The 4,250-nt window shown below is 43.6% G+C and carries 4 protein-coding genes; 3 read left to right on the top strand and 1 reads right to left on the bottom strand.

Annotated elements, in window-relative coordinates; translation table 11 throughout:
• Nucleotides 1-136: 136 nt before the first annotated feature.
• The 3 genes from J0895_RS04350 (at nucleotide 137) to J0895_RS04340 (ending at nucleotide 2,914) form a co-directional block, all read left to right on the top strand.
• Nucleotides 137-910, top strand: coding sequence for a Fe2+-dependent dioxygenase (locus J0895_RS04350; protein WP_242541042.1), 774 nt, complete (start codon nucleotides 137-139; stop codon nucleotides 908-910).
• A 100-nt stretch (nucleotides 911-1,010) separates the two neighbouring features.
• Entirely contained in the window at nucleotides 1,011-2,243 is a 1,233-nt protein-coding gene (locus J0895_RS04345) for an adenylate/guanylate cyclase domain-containing protein (protein ID WP_207086899.1), read from the top strand.
• Nucleotides 2,244-2,362: 119 nt separating this feature from the next.
• Entirely contained in the window at nucleotides 2,363-2,914 is a 552-nt protein-coding gene (locus tag J0895_RS04340; RefSeq protein WP_207086898.1) for a PepSY domain-containing protein, read from the top strand.
• A gap of 487 nt (nucleotides 2,915-3,401) precedes the next feature.
• Here the strand turns inward: J0895_RS04340 and J0895_RS04335 are convergent, their stop codons facing one another.
• On the bottom strand, nucleotides 3,402-3,965 hold the full coding sequence (locus J0895_RS04335) for a hypothetical protein (RefSeq protein ID WP_207086897.1): 564 nt from the start codon (nucleotides 3,963-3,965) through the stop codon (nucleotides 3,402-3,404).
• Between the last annotated feature and the right edge of the window lie 285 nt (nucleotides 3,966-4,250).

The raw sequence follows: 4,250 nt of genomic DNA, 5'->3' as shown, positions 1-4,250 counted from the left end.
CGAAGGTGGAGAATCTTAGTGCATTGCCACTATTATTTCGTTTCGGGGCAACTCGGGGCAACGATTTAAGCATCTTAACCATCATTTGATGATAACGATTTGATTTGATTTGATTTGATCGGTGGTTTTCCTAGTCTTGAATCAGATATCAGGGCTAGGGGATACCTCTCTATATTTTCAAATCATTGCTCCCGATGAAATCATCAATCCTTTTTCAGCTAAATTTGCCATTCATCCCATGATTTTCTGTATAGATGAAGCGATCACGCCGGAACAAATAGAGGAGATTCATCGCCTTTTGAAAGATGCTGAATTTGTCGATGGTAAACTCACCGCTGGGATGTATGCGAAAACCGTTAAAGATAACTATCAATTGAAAGGAAATACGGATGCCGCCAAAAAGGTGAGGGAAATTGTGCATCAGGCGATCGCCCAAAATCCCCTATTTAAAGCCACCGTTCGTCCCAAAACAATTCGGCCCATTGTTTTTAGTCGTTATGAACCGGGAATGTCTTATGGTTGGCATACCGATAATGCAATTATGGGGGAGCGAGAATTGGTGCGATCGGATGTGTCCCTAACCCTATTTCTCAGCGATCCAGATACCTATCAAGGGGGTGAATTAGTCATCGATACCAGTCTCGGTGAACAATCTTTTAAACTCCAAGCTGGGTCAATGATTGTTTATCCTTCTACCTTTCTCCATCAAGTGACCGAAGTAACCCAGGGAATTCGTTTTGCTGCGGTGACGTGGTTTCAAAGTTTGGTTCGTGATGTTCAGCAACGGGAAATTCTCTTTGAACTGGATACCGTTCGCCGGTCAATATTTGAGCAATACGGCAAAACTGTAGAATTTGATTTATTGTGCAAAACCCACGCCAATTTAGTCCGGCAATGGAGCGAAGTCTAACCAAAGTTTTCAAAAAATCAAGCTTTTTTATCCCCCAAAAATTAAAAATGTTCAGTCTATTCAGCGCCGGAATATTTGATAGGTTTAAGGGAATTTATTAATGGAGAAAATTGCCAATGTCATCCGGAAATTTAATCTGCGGCAAAAATATGGTCAACGCTTATCTGCGTTTTTGGAAGAATTTCTAGGCAATAGCGGCCATTTTTTGGTTCTGAAGAATTTATCCGATATTTCTATTTACGGTTGGCAGAATTTCCTCCATGACCCAACTGATTATCTGCTGATTTTGGCAATGCTAATCCAAACTGCCTACTTATCGAGGCCGAATGCTTTCCCTCTATGGGGTAATTTAATCGGAGTCACTCTTTATACATTAGTTGATTTGCCCATTGATGGCAGTGGATTTTTTCAACAATCATCCCATGTAGTATTTTGGGGGTTTTCTTTAGCAATTGCTGGACTTCAATTTGCCCGCTATCGCTGGAAAAATACCCTACAACGATGGATTATTCCCTTGGAAAGTGTGGTACGGATGCTGATGGTTTTAGCATTTTATTTGGTGGTCAGATCGGGAGAAAATTCAGAGGAATGGATCACCAGAGAAATGCTTCAGCAGTTTAAAGATAGGAATACTCATGTATTTCTGACTATCAGTTTAGTATTAGTTGGGCTGTTACTAGGATTTCAGCGACTGCAAATTGTTATGCAGCAGCAAGAGCTAAAAAAAACATCAGAATTAATGAGAAATTTAGCTGAGTGGGGTATGGGAACTCATGTAGTAGAAACATTGGTCAATAATCCCCAAGGATTAAAGTTTCAAAGGTGCGATCGCTCCATATTATTCATGGATATTCGCGGATTCACCACTTGGTGCGAACACAGTCAACCAGATATTGTGGCTAATACCCTCAACAATTATTATCAGCAAACCGAATTAGCTGCCTATAATTTCCACCCCCTGCGGGTTACATTTACTGCCGATGAAGTCATGGCCATCTATGCAACTCCAGAGCAAGCTGTTGCCGCAGCAAAAGCCATGCAAAAAGCCGCCAAAGACGTTCTCTCATCCTATCAGCTTGGAGCCGGTTGTGCGGTTCACTGTGGGGAAGTCGTTGAGGGATTATTTGGTGGAGAAGATGTCCGTACCTACACTGTAATTGGTGATGTAGTCAATACAGCCAAGCGTTTAGAAGGTATCACTTTAGCTGGAGAAATCACCGTGTCAGATATTGTTTATCAAAGATTAAACCAGCAGCTTGAGGTTAAGCTTTGCCGAACTCATCAACTCAAAGGAAAAAACAACTCCCTAAAAAATTGGGTTTTGGTTGATTAAAATCAATTTTTAGCCCTTAACTCTTTTCTAAATACTTATCTCTAAAAACCTAGAAAAGTATTTAGCTTCTTTCTCGATCCATCCATTTTTACTCCAACTCAAAAAATAGAAAACTAGCCATGATTAACTTCCGGAAACTTCACCGCAAATCTGCTCCGATTGTATTTCTTCCCTTACTCCTTTCTGCCTTAACGGGTGTCGCTTACCGATTGGGCAGGACTTGGTTCGGCATTCCTGAAGAAGTTGCTGATTTTTTTATGACGATTCATCAAGGAGAATTTCTGGGTAACCCCCTGGTCCCAGTTTATGTCTTATTCGTTGGACTGGGATTATTGGGCATGATTGTCACAGGTTTTACCCTGATAAAATGGCAAGGTAAAGCCCCAAAAGTTCAGCCCAAAAAAGACTGGAGATGGTTTCATAAATTCCTAGCACCCATCGCATTTGTCCCCCTATTTGTTAGCGCCATCACCGGCATCGGTTATCGTCTAGGTAAGGCTTGGTTTGGTCTATCTAGCGAACAGGCTTCTATTCTGTTAAAAATTCATCAAGGCTCATATTTGGGTACTACTTTCAAGGTTTTTTATGTGTTATTAGTCGGAGTCAGTTTAGGAGTTTTATTAATCACCGGCATTCAAATGACAGGGATTTTCCGCAAAAGTCGGGTTTAGAAACCAGAAACTAAAACCCAGAAAACAGGTGTAACTATTCAGGTATCTGAAACGCAGTCATAGCAAGGCTTTAAAAATTTAGGCCAAGTCTAAACTAATAGTTCATTCTCAATAAGCACGAAAGAATTAGGGGTTTAGCTTTTCTTGTTGAGAATAAAGAAACGGGCGAAAATAGCTAAAACCTATACTGAACAAGGCTTACAGCCAAAATCTTACGACCTGAATCCTTACGAACGCACTATAGCGGTTCGGTGGACTCATGAGGTACAGATATTTAGAGGAGTGCGTAAAGCGCGTTACGCGCATAGCTTCGCCAACCCACTCTTGAATTGTACGCGAATAACTAGGGTCTACGATAATTAGTCATTTATTATAGCCAGTCTTGCAGGATTTGGTCATAGAGAAAGCGAGCCAGATGCTCGCACTAAAAAACTCTCAAACTTGGATGCACTTTCAAGTTCATTTAGGTTTTCTATAACCGGAAAAACTAACCCCTGTACCGACAATCTCGTAACCATAAACGGACCGCTTGGGCCATTTCACTATCACTACTATCTCGCGGAGGAGTGGGAATTGCTCCTTCTGGATAGGCGGTGCGAGAAAACATTTGATTGACCCGCCATCCTTCAGCAGTTTGGGATAAAAATAGCCAATGATATTGCTGATATTCTACCGATAGAGTCGCCGTATAATGACGTTCTAAAGTGGTGAAAAAAACTTGAGCGATCGCCGAGTCAGACCCTTCGATTTCTAAATTTCCAGGTAAACTAGAAACCGGAGGATTATTCACCCCTGGACCTTGAGGCAAGGGGTGAAACTCCGGACGACCCGCAAGAATCACGAACCGAGGCACATAATCTTGGCTACTCCGTTGAATCGTGCGATTGGCATAACTGGGCAAATCAGGCAGCAATTGACTCATTAATAGGTCTAAATCCGCCGGACAAACCCCTCGAACCCTGGGTGCAGAGGGAGAAACTTGGGCGATCGCCTCCGGTATTCCGGCCCTGACCCCCCCTGGAAAGAGAAACCCCGCGCAAACCCACAGCAAAACCCGGGCAATTATCTGAAGAGACCCCCCCAACCCCCCCTTACTAAGGGGGGGCTTTTGAGAATCTAGTTCCGGTCCCCGGACCTTAGCAAGGGGAGGGTTAGGGTGGGGTCCCTCTGGGGCTATCGCCAGAAGAGACCCCCCCAACCCCCCCTTACTAAGGGGGGGCTTTTGAGAATCCGGTTCCGGTCCCCGGACCTTGCCAAGGGGAGGGTTAGGGTGGGGTCCCTCTGGGGCTATCGCCAGAAGAGACCCCCCCAACCCCCCCTTACTAAGGGGGGGCTT

Origin of the sequence: Phormidium pseudopriestleyi FRX01 (genome assembly GCF_017313335.1) — a bacterium.
GTDB lineage: Bacteria > Cyanobacteriota > Cyanobacteriia > Cyanobacteriales > Laspinemataceae > Laspinema > Laspinema pseudopriestleyi.
This window is presented reverse-complemented; position numbering and strand designations above follow the sequence as displayed.